12 protein-coding genes are annotated in these 16,239 nt (G+C 38.4%); 6 read left to right on the top strand and 6 right to left on the bottom strand.

Annotation, left to right across the window (positions count from 1 at the left end):
* Positions 1-63: 63 nt before the first annotated feature.
* From RM545_RS14015 to RM545_RS14000, 4 genes are all read right to left on the bottom strand, one after another.
* Positions 64-2,211 carry a M3 family metallopeptidase gene (locus tag RM545_RS14015; RefSeq protein ID WP_311495912.1) on the bottom strand — a complete coding sequence of 716 codons (2,148 nt, stop codon included), beginning with the start codon at positions 2,209-2,211 and terminating at the stop codon, positions 64-66.
* Positions 2,212-2,872: 661 nt separating this feature from the next.
* Entirely contained in the window at positions 2,873-3,484 is a 612-nt protein-coding gene (locus RM545_RS14010) for an alpha/beta hydrolase (RefSeq protein ID WP_311495911.1), read from the bottom strand.
* Complete coding sequence (locus tag RM545_RS14005; RefSeq protein WP_311495910.1) at positions 3,484-4,443, bottom strand: VOC family protein; 960 nt, start codon at positions 4,441-4,443, stop codon at positions 3,484-3,486. Before RM545_RS14005 ends, RM545_RS14010 begins: the two co-directional genes overlap by 1 nt.
* 128 nt (positions 4,444-4,571) lie before the next feature.
* Positions 4,572-4,922 carry a SpoIIAA family protein gene (locus RM545_RS14000; protein WP_311495909.1) on the bottom strand — a complete coding sequence of 117 codons (351 nt, stop codon included), beginning with the start codon at positions 4,920-4,922 and terminating at the stop codon, positions 4,572-4,574.
* Between the two features lie 213 nt (positions 4,923-5,135).
* Here RM545_RS14000 and RM545_RS13995 point away from each other — a divergent pair, with 213 nt between their 5' ends.
* Entirely contained in the window at positions 5,136-6,221 is a 1,086-nt protein-coding gene (locus RM545_RS13995; protein WP_311495908.1) for an acyl-CoA dehydrogenase family protein, read from the top strand.
* Here the strand turns inward: RM545_RS13995 and RM545_RS13990 are convergent.
* Positions 6,218-6,646 carry a hypothetical protein gene (locus RM545_RS13990; RefSeq protein WP_311495907.1) on the bottom strand — a complete coding sequence of 143 codons (429 nt, stop codon included), beginning with the start codon at positions 6,644-6,646 and terminating at the stop codon, positions 6,218-6,220. The two genes, RM545_RS13995 and RM545_RS13990, sit on opposite strands and share 4 nt — an antisense overlap.
* Positions 6,643-7,197, bottom strand: coding sequence for a hypothetical protein (locus RM545_RS13985; protein WP_311495906.1), 555 nt, complete (start codon positions 7,195-7,197; stop codon positions 6,643-6,645). Before RM545_RS13985 ends, RM545_RS13990 begins: the two co-directional genes overlap by 4 nt.
* A 272-nt stretch (positions 7,198-7,469) precedes the next feature.
* On the opposite strand from RM545_RS13985, the gene wrbA reads away from it, so the two are divergent.
* From wrbA to RM545_RS13960, 5 genes are all read left to right on the top strand, one after another.
* On the top strand, positions 7,470-8,081 hold the full coding sequence (gene wrbA / locus RM545_RS13980) for an NAD(P)H:quinone oxidoreductase (protein ID WP_311495905.1): 612 nt from the start codon (positions 7,470-7,472) through the stop codon (positions 8,079-8,081).
* Positions 8,082-8,348: 267 nt separating this feature from the next.
* Positions 8,349-11,645 (top strand): tetratricopeptide repeat protein, encoded by a 3,297-nt coding sequence (locus RM545_RS13975; protein ID WP_311495904.1) that lies wholly within the window; start codon positions 8,349-8,351, stop codon positions 11,643-11,645.
* Complete coding sequence (locus RM545_RS13970) at positions 11,611-13,572, top strand: DUF3858 domain-containing protein (RefSeq protein WP_311495903.1); 1,962 nt, start codon at positions 11,611-11,613, stop codon at positions 13,570-13,572. Before RM545_RS13975 ends, RM545_RS13970 begins: the two co-directional genes overlap by 35 nt.
* Positions 13,569-15,542 (top strand): DUF3857 domain-containing protein, encoded by a 1,974-nt coding sequence (locus RM545_RS13965; RefSeq protein ID WP_311495902.1) that lies wholly within the window; start codon positions 13,569-13,571, stop codon positions 15,540-15,542. The genes RM545_RS13970 and RM545_RS13965 overlap by 4 nt, the downstream gene beginning before the upstream one ends.
* A 132-nt stretch (positions 15,543-15,674) precedes the next feature.
* Positions 15,675-16,169: a VOC family protein gene (locus RM545_RS13960; RefSeq protein WP_311495901.1), complete on the top strand. Its 495-nt coding sequence runs from the start codon at positions 15,675-15,677 to the stop codon at positions 16,167-16,169.
* Positions 16,170-16,239 lie beyond the last annotated feature (70 nt).

The raw sequence follows: 16,239 nt of genomic DNA, 5'->3' as shown, positions 1-16,239 counted from the left end.
ATCCCGCTCTTAATATTCAGAACGGGATTTTTTAATTTCAAATTCAGCTCAACTAACTGAAGTTTATTTAGAATCTGAAGGCACAGGAAAACCTCTGTCCCTCATCAAAGCATCTATGTTGGCATCTCTTCCGCGGAATTTCCTGTATGCTTCCGCGGGATCCATGGCATTTCTGGGGGCGAAAAGGAAACGCACCAGTTTGTGTGCAACTTCCTTGTCGTAAAAACCTCCCGGAGCTTCAGCAAAAGCTTCCGCAGCATCAGAGGTTAAAACGTCTGCCCATAAATATCCGTAGTAACCCGTAGCATAACCTTCACCCGAAAATACGTGGCCAAAATGTGGGGAACGGTGCCTCATTACAATTTGTTCCGGCATTCCAAGCTCCTTTAACTGCTCTTTTTCAAATTCCCTGGGATCAATATTTTCAGGATCTGTAGTATGATATTTCATGTCCATAAGTGCAGAAACCAAGAATTCTGTAGTAGCAAATCCCTGGTTAAATGTTGAAGCTTTCTTGATTTTCTCAACAAGGTCCTGCGGAATAACTTCCCCGGTTTCGTGATGTTTCAAAAATTGATTAATCACCTTATCTGTAGATAACCAACGCTCCAGTAACTGAGATTGAAATTCGGTATAATCCCTTACGCCACCTTGTAAAGTTGGATATTTTACATCTGCAGAAAGAAAATGCAGTGCATGCCCGAATTCGTGGAAAAAAGTTTCAGCATCGTCCCAGGAAACCAAAACCGGTTCTCCCGGTGCGGGCTTAATAAAATTGGAATTGTTTGAAGATAAAACAGGTTTATCTCCTTTTAACTCGGTAGCACTTCTATAAGTAGTAGCCCATGCTCCGGAACGTTTTCCCTGCCGTGCGTAAGGATCGAGGTACCATAAACCTACAATATTACCGGTAGTTTTATCGGTCACTTCCCAAACTTTCACATCTTCATGAAAAACCGGAACAGTACCTTTTTCTACAGGTGAGAAATTATAATTAAACAATTCCCCGGCAGTGAAAAACAGCGCCTGGGTAAGATTTCCTAATTCCAGATACTGCTTTACTTCTTCGCTGTCCAGATCATATTTTTGCTGGCGCACTTTTTCAGCATAATAGCGATAATCCCAGGGCTTGATTGTAATATTCTTTCCTTCTTTATCTGCAATCGCCTGCATATCTGCTACTTCCTCTTCAACCCTGGCAAGCGCCGCCGGCCAAACGGCTTCCATAAGTTCCATGGCGTTCTGCGGATTCTTAGCCATCCTGTTCTGCAGTCTCCATTGCGCATAATTGTCGTAGCCCATTAATTCTACACGCTCGTCCCTTAGCTTCAGAATTTGAGAAATAACTTCATTATTATCAAACTCATCCTGGTTATCACCACGCGAGTAGTAATTTCTCCAGACTTTTTCTCTGAGTTCTCTTTCATCAGAATAAGTTAAAAAAGGATCCATAGAAGAGCGGGTGTTTGTAACGGCATATTCGCCTTCGTGCCCACGCTCAGCTGCGGCCGTAGCTGCAGATTTCACATAAGATTCCGGTAATCCGCTAATTTGATTGTCATCAAGATAAACTACGTAATTCTCTTCTTCGGCCAGTACATTGTTCGAAAATTGAGTGTACAGCCTGGAAAGTTCCTTATTAATTTCGGCATATCGCTCCTTGTCTTCTTTACTCAAGTTTGCGCCGCTCATTTCAAAATCCTTGTAGATAAGCTCAATGGTCCTTTGCTGCTCAGCTTCCAGGGAATCTTTTTGAGCCTCTTCGTATACGCTTTTTATACGCTGAAAAAGAGCTTCGTTTTGAGAAATTTTTGAACTGTATTCTGAAATTTTAGGGGAAAGTTCTTTTTGAACTTCCCTAAATTCAGGACTGGAAACATTGCTACTGTAAATACCGTAATAGGTAAAAGCGCGATCCAGAGCTTCTCCGGCTTTTTCCATAGGAATTATCGTGTTTTCGAAAGTAGGCGGTTCTGGATTACTGGCAATTTTGTCAATTTCAGCCAGGTGCATTTGCATGCCTTTTTCTATGGCAGGTTTTATAAGATCCACCTCCATTTTATCAAAATCGGGCACTCCTTCATAAGGTCCGTCCCATTCCTGCAGCAGTGTATTATCCATTTGGTTTTGGTCGTTTTGTTGTGCCTGCGTCAATGTGGTGATTGATGCGAAGGCAAAAATTCCGATTAATTTTAGGGGTTTTAATTTCATTTTGTGTGGTTTTAAAGAAGATAAAGATACGGACTATCGTCCGAATTTTCTAATAAATTCCGGCGCGTACACTGTTATCTGGAGAGACCTGTCAGGTTTTAAAACCTGACAGGTCTGGCATTTAATTTGAAAAATTTCTTGTAAAAGAACTCATTTTTCTTCTGAAAAGATCATTTTCACAAAAGAGGTCGATAATTGCCAAATTTCGGCCTACACTTCTAAAAAGACCTCATAGGTTTTTAAAACCTCGTATTTTTGGTCTCAAACTGATTCCGCAAGAGCAGGTCGATAATTGGCAAATTTTGGGTTAAACTTTTTTGCTATTAGAAATACCTGTAAGAAAGAGAAATTCCTGCAAAGTCCTATTTGACCTTGTAGATAAACTTTACTTTAGAAAATAGAAGTCTATCCAGACCTACGAGGTTGTCAAAACCTCGCAGGATTGAAGGAGACAGACTTTAGAATCTTTATCTAAGTATATCGTTAGATTTCCTGATGTTTGATATTTGCAGTTTTTGGTGCACCTCTCAAAATGGCAATTTTGTACTACTGTTTTTAGACCTGTCAGGTTTTGAAAACCTGACAGGTCTGGCTCTTAAGAGAAAAATTATTAAAAACAGCTCAGTTTTAGCCCGATAATTGGCAAATTTCACACGACACTTTAAAACAGGAGCTTATTAACCTTATTGATCTCATCCATCGTAATGGTATGAGGGCGGTCAGGGTAGATTTCCATTTGCACGGAGGCTCCCATTTTCTCTAATATTTCTTTAGATTCCTTGATCCTGGATAACGGAACGTGAGGATCTTTATCTCCCGATCCTATAAAAACTTTCGTTCCGTTAAAATTGCCATTATAGCGTTCGGTTTTTAATTCTTTGCCTATAAGTCCGCCGGTAAAAGCTACAATTCCTCCGTATTCATTGGCATACCTGGTGGCAACTTCCAAAGTAAGACAGGCACCTTGTGAAAAACCCATAACGTAAATCTTGTTAAGCGGAATATGTTCAGCAGTTTCGTCAATAAGCCGTTTTACAACATCTACCGCTGAAGATAACCACGGCTCGTTTGCTTCTTCTTCAGCCATGAAACTTGTGGGATACCATGTGCTATGAGTGGCTTGCGGCGCAGCCAAATAGCAATTTTTAATGCTGAATTCCTTCGCGAGTGGAAGAATATCTTCTGCACTGGCACCCCGACCATGAAGCAGAATTATTGCATGCTCTGCTTCCTGAAGAGCAACTCCTCGTTCTGTAATATTATAGTCGTGCATTAGTCTCTGAATTTTTCGATATTAGCTTCAATAGGATCGAGTCCGTTTTCTATCGCGGCTCTATTTTTCTCTTCCCAGGAAGGCAATTTCAATTCTGTACCCAGTTCTTCTTCAGTTTCGTCTATAGTAAAACCAATATCATTGGTCGCTACTTCAAATAATACTCCGCCCGGCTCCCGAAAATAGATCGAATGGAAATACTGCCTGTCGAGTACAGGAGTAGGTTCTAAGATTCCGTTTTTCAGCAATTTTTCCCTGAATTCAAGCTGCGTAGCGTCATTCGGCGTGGCAAAAGCTACGTGATGCACAGTTCCCGCACCACCTAAACCTCTGGGTGCAGTGGCATCTGTAACAATATCTACATAACTTCCGGCTCTATCTGTAGTTGTGAGTCGTATCCTGTTGTCCTGTTCCAGGATTTGTTTGTGCTCCATTTCTTCAGTTAAAAGTGCTAATGTTGCTTTGGGATTACTTTGCCCAATCGTCACCCCGTAAAATCCCTTTACTGCAAATTCCTGCGGAATTTGTCCGTAGGAAAATCCCGGACGATTATCGTTATTATTAGCAACAAGTTCGATTCCCATCCCGTCATTATCTTCAAAATATATAGAAGTTTCCTTGTTGAAATATTGAACAGGTTTATGATAGGAAACTTTGAATTTGTCAAGACGACGCATCCAGTATTCCAGCGAATTTTCAGGGATAGAGAAGGAGGTAACCGTCACCTGTCCATTCCCTTTGCGGCCTTTGCCAATCCCATTATAAGGAAAAAATGTGAGGATAGTTCCCGGCTGCCCAAGTTCATCGCCATAGTAGAGGTGATAAATATGGGGAGCATCAAAGTTCACTGTTTTTTTAACCATTCGAAGTCCGAGTATGCCGGCGTAAAAATCCACGTTCTTCTGCGGATTGGATGCAAAGGAGGTAACGTGGTGCAATCCTGTAAGTAAATTTCCCATAAAATGAAGTATTTGAATTACGAATATAGTTCATGTTTAAACAATATTTGTATATACAAATGTTATTCTTTTTCTAATTTTTTCTGAAGAATCTTACCACATAAGAATTGGCTAACAGAGTTTAATTTTCACTCCTTAATCCAGGTCTTTGCTGTTTGCTTTTCGTTAATTTCGAAAAATCTAACCTCGGCTTTGGCAAAGGGTTTCATCAATTGGGTAAGGCCTTTTTCCCATTCATCAGCTCCCACCATGGCGATTTTTTCCATATTCTCGTTATACTCAAAATCGAATTTTGCGTCCCGCCACATAGCACTCAAAGACCAACCTTCAAAATCCTGCATCTCAAAGTACCAACGTATTTTCCCAAATGACCTGATTTTTTCCTGAAGAAAAGGAATGATCTTATTGTAATCCTCATCGGTTAATTTTTCTTCTGCAATCGTGTATACTACGTTCTCTTCTGCTGAAAGTTGAATCATTTTTATTGGCTTTTAATTAAACTTCTTTTCTTCAATTTCGTGATAATCCCTCAGGTTCACAAAAAGATACTCTGAAGCTTTCTATAACAACATGTTAATTTTGGTATGCTTCTGGACTTTTAGTAATGTTATTTTGAGGTTTTAATAATTCCTGAGCAAAGTGTTTCTATTTTTTTATTCCTTAGCATTGTAAAAAATGAAAATGAATATCTCATGTGGGAGAAGGCAATTGAAGCCATAAAAACTTCAGATAAAAAATGGATAAAGGACAATCAGCATGCGTTTTCCTTTTTCTTCCGAAGGGAAAATGAAAAACCCCAGGGTAAATTAAATGCTGAAGCTTTAGCGGCACATTACCGTGCCGATTTATTTAAAATGTTCCTGGGGAAACCCTATAACGGACTCGCCCTTCCTTTACCTGAAGGCAGCAAATGGATAGAAAATGCTGCTGCTTTGGACGGAAACTGGGGATGGCTGCTGGCAATAGGAGTGGGAGGGGCGTATTTTGCAGATTACATGCATCCTGAAACTGCCGAAAAATATTTTAGTCCGAAAAATGCGCTGGTTGCGGGTAGCGGAAAACCAGTCGGAAAAGCTTTTAAGATGGATAACAACACCTACAAAGTGAGCGGCAAATGGAGTTATTGTAGCGGCAGTGAACAGGCATCGATGTACACCGGAGTAACAAAGAAGGACGGTGAGATTTCAGCTTTTGTTGTAGCCCGAAAATTGGCAAATATCGACCCCGACTGGAATGCAGTGGGATTGCCGCTTACCTGCAGTCATTCTATAATCCTTGAAGAGGCTGAAATTCCTTATTCAGATTTTTTCAATCTTGCTGAAAATCCGCGACAATCAGGTTACCCCTTGGCTTCTTATCCTTTTTTACTTTTTGCGAGGGCATGTTTTGTGCCGGTGGTTTGTGGGATAAGTGAGGCGGTGTGGAATTCAATTTCAGGATTACTCGAAGAGAAAAAGGAGCTTTGGCAACAGTTTCAGCCGGATCGCTATAAATATGTAGCAAGAAAAATAGGAGAATTTTCAGAACAGAAATCGGGATTAACCGAAGCTTTTTATCAAAAACTGGAAAAAAGCTGGGAGAATCATCTCGACGGAAAAGATCCTTTAGAAAAAGAGGTAAGTAGCATTGGCTTACAACTTTCAGAATTTTGCTATCACTCTGTAGCGGCAATTATTCCGAAGTTGGGTATGAAGGTTCTGGAAAAAGGTGAGCCACTTCAGCAAAAATGGCAAAATTTACAGACGGCTTATCAGCATATGTCTTTTCACGAATACTAATCTTTTCTTCTTTTTCTAAACTGTTTAACTTTTTTAATTGGCCTGCTTTTTTGAATTGCAGCAAGGCCTGCAGAAACTAAAACGGAAATACAGGCAGTTGTTCCCAAAGCGCCTCCAAAACCGGCGAAAAACTGACCTGAATTTAGGTAAATTAAAGAAAAAATAATTCCCGAAATAACCAGTAGTACAATATTTTCCATCACTTTTCTTGAAACCATTCCTATAAAACTACTGCCCATAAATACCAGGGGAATATGTGTTGTAAGATAGGAAGAAAGAAGGTTGGGAAATACATAGAAAATTAAAGCCACCACCAGGGATAGCAGGGCAGAAGCTCTTACCGCACCCATCCTGAAGCGGTGATTTGCCAGGTATGTTAATGTGGCCCCGGCGGCTCCTGTTAGTAGTATAGTGAAGGTGTTCATGCGGAAAAAAAGAATAAAACTGATGAGGTTATTACTACTCCGCCAAAAGCGACTGAACCTAATTTGCCACCGTAGCCCTGAAAAATATTTTTTGAAAAAATGTAGAAAACTCCCGAGATAACGGCAGCAGGAATAATGAAGATCCAGCTCTCGCTTACCGCCGGACCTGTCATTCCCAAAAATGCGCCGCAATAAATTGCAGCAGGAATTTCTTTTATAAAGTTCGTTTTCCGACTAAAGAAATTGGGAATAAAAGAAGCGCCAGTTCCTGTTAGACCAGCGGCCAGAACCGGTCCTAATTGAATCTTCTGATTCAGGAAAAATGTAATTATACAACCTATAACAACAAATACAATGTTATAGAGATCTTCAAAAAAATGTTCTTCATCTTCCCGCGGAGCCTTGAAATAGGCAACACCAATTAAAACGGAGATTATTAAAAGCAGCCCTGTCCAGAGAAAAAGATTGGAATCGTGATAAAAATTAACCATCAGAAAGGAGAAATGCAGAACTATAAAAAGAAAAAATGCTATTCTCCGGGCGATTTTCATTATGGCTTTTGAAAATTTCGGCGAAATTAATAAATATGATGCGGAAGAAATAATCTTCTGCTGTTTCTATTTTTTGTATTTCAAACAGTCTGATTTCATTTTTCATTGAGGATTCAGCATTATTTATTCAGTCTGTTCAACAATAAATTGCTTTAGGTCATTTCAAATTTTTTCCTGGAGAAAAAGCTGCTTTAGTATATTTTATAATTTGTTTATCAAATTTTTGTGATTTTAACCTTATTTTAAAGGACTTTAAACCAAAAAAACAAGTTATGAAAGACGTTAAACTTGCTGTGATTTATTACAGCTCTACAGGAACAAACCATCAAATGGCCAAGTGGGCGGCTGAAGCCGGGGAAGAAGCCGGTGCAGAGGTGAAGTTTCTTAAAATAAAAGAAACTGCACCGCAGGAAGCAATAAATGAAAATGAAGACTGGAAAAAACATATAGAAGCGACTCAGGATGTGCAGACTGCTGCTGTAGATGATTTGGAATGGGCAGATGCTATTATTTTTAGTGCGCCTACCCGTTATGGAAGTCTGCCGTCACAGGTGCAATCGTACTTTGACATGACGGGCGGACTATGGTTTCAGGGAAAACTGGTAAATAAGGTCGTGAGCGGAATGACGAGTGCTCAGAATCCGCATGGTGGGCAGGAAAGTACGCTTTTGGCATTGTACAAAACGATGTTCCACTGGGGTGCTATCGCAGTACCGCCGGCTTACACGAATGAAGTGATGTTTGCAGCAGGAGGTAACCCATATGGCGTGAGTGCAGATGCCGGCAAGGATAATCTGAACCAGGAAATCCATAAAGCCATTAAACACCAGACAAAAAGGACGCTGGAATTAGCAGGATATATTAAAACCGGACTGAACAAGTAGAAGTCTTTATAAAAATTAAAAATGCTGTAAAAACAGGGATATTTCTGTTTTTGTAGCATTTTTTTATGCTCCGTGGCTAGCTCATTTATCGAAGTATCAATTTCAGAAAAATTTCCGGGCTGATTGTGGTTAACAAAATATTAAGAAAGCAACATCCTTTCCATGGTTTTTTAAAAAAGCCCTCTAAGTTCTTTTTGTAACAGTAAAATAATAGCCTGATTTGATCCATTTTATATAAAATTTAAGATTATTTTATATATTAGTCCGATGAAAAAAATTTTATTTTTTGCCGCTTTTGTTGTGGTAAATTTTGTGTCTGCTCAGGAGAAAATACCTTTTAATGATCTGTCCGAGCTTTCTCCACTTGCTATTAAAAGTGCACAGGAAGGGGATTTCAATACAACTTTAGATATTCTTGACAGAATAAATAAAAACGATTCCAGCTATTGCAGTGTTCTGGTTTCCAAATCCTACTATTATCTTAAGCTAGAGCGTTATGAAGACGCATTGACCGCTGCAGAAGAAGGATTAAAGAAAAAATGTCTGGATGACGCTGTTTCGTTGTACACAAATGCAGGTGTAGCTCTACTTAATATGGATAATTATGCAGGGGCGCTTAAGAATTATGAGGAAGCTATTGCGCTTTTTCCGAAGAATGCAATGTTGTGGAATAATAAAGGGATTGTACTTGAAGAGCTGAACAGGGTAGAAGATGCTGTTAAAGCCTATCAAACCGCTATTTTTTATAATCCTACCTTTACTACTCCTCATGCTAAACTGGGAGATATTCTCTATCGGCAAAAAATGATGACTCAGGCGTTAATGAGTTATAACATGTACCTGCTTCTAGCACCAGATGGTGAAAATGCATACAGTACCCTGGAAGCTCTTAATAATATTGCAGCAGCAAAAAATCCGAACATTTCTGATCCCGACCTTCAGATAGCCGGTAAAGAACTCTTCAGTGAAACCGACCTTATTCTGAATAACAGGATCGCTTTAAGTGACAAATATGAGATTGATAATAAGGTAAATATCGCTTTGGCTAAACAGAATCACATCATGTTGGAGCAGCTCAAAAATATAAAGAGCAAAGATGGAGATTTTTGGTCTGATGTATATTTGCCGGCTTATCAGTGGATCGCAAATAATGATCTTTTTGATGAATTTATTTATACCCTCGCTTATTCTATTAAAAATGAAGATTACAAAAAGGTAATTAATAAGAACAGCAGTGATGTTACTGAATTTTTTGAAGCTTTTGTACCCAAGTGGACTTCTTTTTTAGCTGATGCTCATGAAAAACCAGGTGAAGGAGAAACCGGAATGAAGTATTTCTATGAAAATTCTGCTATACAATCTGTAGGCGAAATGAATAAGGAAAAGAATGTCGGTGAATGGAAAATCTATAGTGAAAATGGGCAATTATCGACCATTGGTTCTTTTGACAAGGATGGTCAGAAAACCGGAAAATGGTCCGTTTACAATGCTGAAGGTAAGCTGCAGGAAACTGCATATTTTAAGGAGGATAAACTTAGCGGAGAGAACGTCACCTATTATCCAAACAACCGGAAAAACATTGTAACCGGTTTTGCAGAAGACGAACTTGATGGGGAATATTTATATTATAATGAACGGGGAGCTCTGCTTCAGAAAAAATACTTCAGCAAAGGAAAGCTTGAAGGTCTTTTTGTATCGTATTTTGATGTGGGCGAGGAACTTCCGGAATTTAAAATTCAGTATAAAGATAATGAAGTAGCAGGAGCTGTACAGGAATTCTATGCCAACGGGAAATTATTTTCAGAAACCGCTTACGCTAACGGAGAACAAAACGGTTCCGAAAAAAAATACCATCAAAACGGACAGCTGTACCTGGAAGTAGAATATAAAGAAGGAAAACCAATCGGAGAGTATGTGAGTTATTTTCCCAATGGAAAGATAATGGAAGAAGGCCAGTATGATGACGGGGAATTAAATGGCCTTTTTACTACATACTATGATAATGGCAATATTGAGAGTATCGGGAATTATAGTAGTGGCTTACTGGAAGGAGAGTATAAATATTTCGATAAGGATGGAGAACTTTACTATGACTACGATTATAAAAAGGGAGAAATAAGAGCTTACAGGTTCTATGACAAGAATGGAACTGTTATTAAAGAAGACAAGAAAAAAGGCGGTGAATTCATGTACATGGCATATTCTCCTTACGGCAATCAAACTACAGAAGGAATTTATAATGTTTCCGGAGGAAAAAGCGGTGTATGGAAATTCTTTACAAAAAATGGTGTTTTACAATCTGAAGGGAATTATGAAAATAATGAATTACAGGGAAAATATGTGGAATATTATAGCGACGGCAAGGTAGCTAAAGAGCAGTTTTATAAGGATGATGTTATAGAAGGTTATGCTGTAGAATATCATCTAAATGGAAAAATGAAGAACCAGGGTTGGTATAAAGATGGAGAAGCGCAGGGAGAGTGGCGTTTCTATTATCTCGATGGTACACCAGAATCTGTAAATTTCTTTCATAAAGGAGAAATGCACGGCAGGCAGGAATATTATGGTGTAGACGGAAAATTGTACAGGAGTATGAATTATGAATATGATAAGCTCCATAATGAGGCCTATTACACAGTTGACGGTGAAGCATACGAAAACTTGGATTACAACCTTAAAGAAGGAAAGTACCTTGTCGTGGATAAACACTTTAACGGAGAAGTGGAAATTGAAATATCCTTTGTTAATGGCGTAAAACACGGGGAGTACAATTCCTTTAATTTTTATGGTGGAAAGAGAGGTACAGGTGCTTATCTCAATGGAATGGAACATGGGGAGTGGAATTGGTATCATGAAAATGGGCAAAAACAAAGGACCACCACTTACGAACTTGGGAATCTGAACGGGAAAATGACAAATTATTATGATGATGGCTCGATAGAGGATGAAGACTACTACGATTACGGAAAAGCTTCAGGTACATGGAAAAGTTATCACAAAAATGGATCTCTTGATGTGGTGACTACGTATGAAAATGATGCGGAACATGGCAGAAAAGAGTTCTATAGCCAAGCAGGTGAACTTCAGCTGGTAAGATTTTATGAGCATGGAAGACTGGTTGGTTATTCTTACCTGGATAAAAATGGTGAAGAGTTGCCGATGATCGCACTGGAAAATGAGACAGGCAAGATTGAAGCTTTTTACAGAAACGGAAATCCTTCCCGCATCATGGAATACGATAACGGAAATCTTGTCAATGATTATAAGGAGTATTTCTTTACCGGAGATTTAGAAAGGGAGATGTCCTATCATCATGGGTCATACCACGGAAAATCTACAGCGTACTACGCCAACAAAAATGTGAAGGTAAAGGAGAATTATCAATATGATACGAGACAGGGATCCTATCAGGAATATTTTGAAAACGGAAATTTAAAGGAGGAAAGCAATTATATTAATGGTGAAAAATCAGGGCTCTCCAAGACTTATAATTCTGAAGGGGAATTAATTAAAGAAGAAATTTATTTTAATGGAGAAGTTCATTCTGCGAAGACTTTCATCTAGAAAGCTTCTTTTTTTTATTGTTGCATTAACGACATGTACAGGGTATTCCCAGTATTCACCGGAATTTGATACTTACAAAACCAAATATCCCAATGCCAAACTTGTTAGGCTGAATCAGGAGACTGCAATAGAGGTAGGGCTTAAAAATGGGGAAATTGAAATCTTACAACACTTTGTGGAGGAGGATTTGTACCTGGACGAATCTGCCACATATAATTCCGGACAGGATTTAAGTTTTTCTGCCTTTTTTGAAATGCAGGAGGTTGAAGCTTATTCCCTCAATTTCGAAAGAGGAAAGTACAGGGAATACAAGGTGGAAAACTATAAGGAAAAAGACGATCTGGACCGTTCTTTTTATGATGATGCAAAGTCACTGAATTTTATTTATCCGAAACTGGAAAAAGGATCTAAAACGAAGCTGGTTTATTCAGAAAAGGTGAAGAATCCTCGTTTTTTAAGTCCGTTCTTTTTTGCTGATTTTACGCCAATCGTAAACAATAAATTTACGATCACAGCAGATAAGAATATCAACTTCGAATTCCGAAAATTTAATACCGACAGCCTGGAAATAATTTTTTCTGAAGAAGAAAAACGCGGGAATAAAATCTATACCTGGGAGGTAAAAAATACAGAAGAATATGATTATGAGAGCCAGGCTCCCAACTACAAATCGATTCTTCCGCATATTATTCCAATTATTACTTCATATAACAATAACGGGCAGACGGTAAATTTACAAAATGATGTTGCAGATCTTTACGACTGGTACTACTCACTGGTGGAAAATATTAACAAGGAAGAAGATGATGAAGGTCTTGTAAAGCTTGTAAATGATTTGACAGCCGGTAAGGAAAGCGATTTTGAAAAGGTAAAGGCGATCTATTACTGGACCCAGAATAACATAAAATATATAGATTTTGAATACGCCCTGGGAGGCTTTATTCCGCGGGAAGCAAATGATGTGTATCAGAAAAAATACGGCGATTGTAAAGACAATTCCAGTATCTTACTGAAGATGCTTTCCATTGCCGGTCTGCAGGGGAACCTAACCTGGATTGGCACACGTGACATTCCTTATTCCTATAGCGAAGTGCCAACTCCAATGGTAGACAACCATATGATCTTATCTTTTACAGATCAGGAAAAAACCTATTTTCTTGATGCTACAGGAAGGTTTATGCCAATGGACCTGCCATCTTCCTTTATACAGGGAAAAGAAGCTTTAATTTCTGAAGGTAAAGGCAAATTCAGGATTCAGGAAGTGCCTGTTATTCCTGCGAAAAGGAACGCTATTGTCGATACCACCCATATTACGCTCGCAGGTGATGCTCTGGAAGGGAAATCCCGCACAAAAATTTCAGGTTATTATAAACTGGATTACTTCCACAACCTGGAAAATATTTCTACAGCCTCCAAAAATCAGGAATTTTATAACGCAATGTTTCAGAAAGGAAACAACAAGTTTCTGATTAAGGATTTTTCAGAAAGCAACAAGTACAGTTACGACGAGAATTTTGTTGTGGATTACAACTTTGGGATAGACGGCTACGCCAAAAATTTTGGAGAGGAGATTTATTTAAACCTGAATCTGAATAAAGAGTTGTCCTTCTTTAAAACAGAAGATGATCGTAAACATGAAATTGAATACGATTATAAAAGTGCTTACAACTACACTACAATTCTGGAAATACCTGAAGGTTACGAGCTGGAGTACCTGCCGGAAAATGTTCAGCTTTCCAACGACTATGTAACAGCTTCGATTAATTATACTAGAGATAACAATCAAATCATCTATAACCATAAAGCCGATTTAAATTTTCTAACTCTTGACCTGAAACAACAAAAGGAGGTAAATACCCTTATAAAAGAGATGGACAAAGCATACCAGGAAATTATAATCTTAAAGAAAATCAATTCAAAATCATGATCAAAAACATCCTATCCATCAGTTTCTTTTTCCTTTTCACTTTAATTGTTCAGGCGCAGAGCGAGTCATTTTTCAATAGTTATAATTGGGATAAAAATCCGGAATATTCTGTAAATCCGGATAGTACAGAAACTATAATTGAAGTTAAAAACAAAGTAGTTACTGAGTTTCTTTTTGATAAAGAGGACGATTTAGTAGAGTTTACTATGGAACATCGGGTTCTCTGGCTAAATTCTGATGAAAAAATTGAAAGTTTTAACAAGGTCTACCTGCCGTATTCTTTAACTTCAGAACTTCTGGTTAATAAAGCCAGGGTAATTACAAAAGATGGAGTAGTAAAGGAATTGAATGATTCTAAAATTCTGTTGGCTACAGATGAAGAAACAGGAAGAAAATATAAGTATTTTGCCTTTGAAGGAATTGAAAAAGGAAGTTTTATTGAATACTATTATGTAGTAAAGCAAAATCCTTCCTATAGAGGGAAAAGAGTAACGTTCCAGTCTTCATTTAAAAAGGAGAATGTAGAGTTCGATTTATTCGCTCCTTCGAACCTTGTATTCAAATTTAAATCTTACAACGGAGCCCCGGAAGTTGAGCAGGATACATTAACAGAGGACAAACTTCACTGGAAGTTAAGAATGAGTGAACTTGAGGGTTTGGAGGAAGAAGAACTTGCCGCTTACGATGCTTCAAAAGCCTTTATAGTTTATAAGCTTGACAAGAACCTCGCAGGAAACGTAAGCGGAATATCTTCTTACGGAAATGTTTCGCAGAATATCTATGCCTACTACTATCCTGAACATTCAAAACGAACACAGAAATCTATAGATAAGTTTGCTTCTGAAGCCACAAAGGGTGCGGAGAAAACAGAGGAAGCCTTGGTAAGGAAATTGGAATTTTATATAAAAACCAATGTCTACATTGCTGATGGTGGTGGAGAAGAATTAGAGGATCTGGACAAAATTCTTGATCAAAAAGTGGCTAATGGAACAGGAATCGTGAAATTATATGCAGCGGTTCTTAAATCTCTGGAAATCCCTCATGAAGTAGTATTTACCAGCAACCGGCAGAATATTAAATTCGACAAAGTATTTGAAGCCAACAATTTCTTAACCGACTGCATGTTGTATTTCCCAAATACCGGTGCGTATATTTCTCCTGAAGAAAATTCTTCCAGGTACGGTTTTCCTCCCGCATATCTTACCGATAACTATGGCTTGTTTGTAAAGGAAGTTACCGTGGGCGACTTTACAAGTGCTGTTGGCGAAATAAAATATATTGAGCCTGTTTCTGCAGATCAGACTATTGATAAAATGACAATAGATGTAGATTTTGAAGAAAATGACCTTTCTACGACCAACATCAAACTGGATCGCGCCCTTAGCGGGTACTACGGTATGTTTATTCATCCATTTATCCATCTTGTAAAAGAAGAAGATCTGGATAATTTCGTGGAAAGTTTTGGAAAGAGGCTGAATGAAAATGTGGAGATTATCGATAAAAAGCTGGTCAACGACGATCCTGAGCTATTCGGAATAAAGCCTCTGAAACTTGTGCTGGATATAAAATCCAATGCTTTTATCGAAAAGGCAGGCAACAGGTACCTCTTTAAAGTGGGAGAGCTTATTGGTCAGCAAATCCAGTTGTATCAGGAAAAAGAGAGGGTACTGCCTTTGGAAAATGAATTCAAAAGGAGCTACTATAGAAATATTAATATTGAAGTGCCGGCAGGCTATCGCTTTGCCAATCTGGACGACATCAATATTGATAAGGAATATTCCAAAGATAGAGAGGAAATCCTTTCGTTTAAATCTTTTTACAATGTTGAAGATGGCATAGTTCATATTACGGCAGACGAGCATTATAGAATCAACATTATTGAAAGTGAACGTTACGAAGAATATCGCGATGTAATAAACAGTGCTGCAGATTTTAATAAACTTACCCTAATTCTTGAACCTGTGGAATAAACCTGCATGTTTATATATGATATTTCTTATTTTATGACTCCGGATTCTCTTTTGATCCGGAGTTTTTGTTTTTATAATGTGAGTTGTCTTTTTATCTTCGGAAATTACCGCTGAAATAGTTAAATTGAAGAGATGAAAGACGACTACAAAGTACCTGCACAAACCCGGATTGGTCATATTCATCTGAAGGTTTCTAACATCGATAATTCGCTGACTTTCTATCACGACCTGCTGGGTTTTGAAATCACAGAGAGAATGGGTGATCAGGCGGTTTTTCTTTCTGCCGGTGGATATCACCACCACATTGCACTTAATACCTGGAACAGTAAAGATGCACCTCATGCTGCGAAAAAAGGAGTCGGACTATTTCATACCGCTATTGTTTATCCTTCAAGAAAAGATCTCGCTGAGGTTCTGAAACGTCTTCTGGAAGTTGATTATCCCTTGACGGGCGTGGCAGATCATGGAGTTTCTGAAGCTTTATATATGGACGATCCAGATGGTAACGGCGTAGAGCTTTACTGGGACAGACCACGGCAGGAATGGCCAAAAAAACCGGATGGTTCTGTAAAGATGTACACTCATAATCTTGATCTTCAGGATTTACTGGCAGAATTGGAGAAGTAGTTTCTCGTTTGTTACCAATGGTTTCTTCAGCTTATAGCAGCTTGAATTTTTTCAACTTATTTTATTCGAA

This window comes from Autumnicola lenta, from assembly GCF_031846515.1.
Taxonomy (GTDB): Bacteria; Bacteroidota; Bacteroidia; order Flavobacteriales; family Flavobacteriaceae; genus Autumnicola; species Autumnicola lenta.
Note: the sequence above shows the minus strand (reverse complement) of the source record. Positions and strands in the feature narration are given on the sequence as shown.